Source organism: Tepidibacter sp. Z1-5 (genome assembly GCF_037844525.1).
Lineage (GTDB): Bacteria > Bacillota > Clostridia > Peptostreptococcales > Peptostreptococcaceae > Tepidibacter_A.
Map to the genome: position 1 here is coordinate 1 of NZ_JBBMMD010000054.1, position 778 is coordinate 778.

General features: G+C 29.4%; 1 protein-coding gene. It reads left to right on the forward strand.

Annotated elements, in window-relative coordinates:
• Positions 1–778 (forward strand): IS4 family transposase (locus WJW32_RS12345; RefSeq protein ID WP_340258769.1); only part of this gene is annotated, 778 nt, incomplete at both ends.

Consider the following 778-nt stretch of genomic DNA (forward strand, 5'->3'; position numbering starts at 1 on the left):
ATTTCAAGTTCCAGAAATATATAAAGAAGAATATAAAGGCTCTGGTGGAAGTTCTCAACCTGCTGGAGTTAAAATACAACTTGAATATGATCTAAAATCTGGGAAGTTCATACATGTTGATGTAGGTCCTGGAAAAGGAAATGATAATACCTTTGGAAGTAAGATAAATGAGACTTTCAAGGAAAGAGACCTTTCTTTAAGGGACTTAGGTTATTTTAGTCTGAAGGACTTTAAAGATTTAGATGCTAAAGGAGCTTCGTATGTTTCAAGATTAAAACCAAATGTGGCTGTGTACGTTGAAAATGAAGATGTAGAGTATCATAAGAATGGGCAGATAAAGAAATCTACTCTTTACAAAAGAATTGATTTATCAGAAATAGCAAAAGATATACCTGCTGGTGGAGTATTAGAATTAAAAGAAGTATACATAGGAAGAATTGAGAAGAGAAAAGAACGATTAGTTATATACAAGCTAACTGATAAACAATTAAAGGAACGTAAGTTAAAAGTTGAAAAAACAGCTAAAAAGAAAGGTATCAAGAAAAGTGAAAATACAATGAAACTATTGGGAATAACTATGTTCATCACAAATATTGATAGCTCAATAGTACCTAATGATCAAATATATGAGATATATTCTTTGAGGTGGCAAATAGAAATTTTATTTAAAACATGGAAATCAATATTTACAATTTCAAATGTAAAACCTGTAAAAATAGAACGATTTAAATGTCAGCTTTATGGGAAGCTTATTTTATTAATATTAAGTTCATCAGTA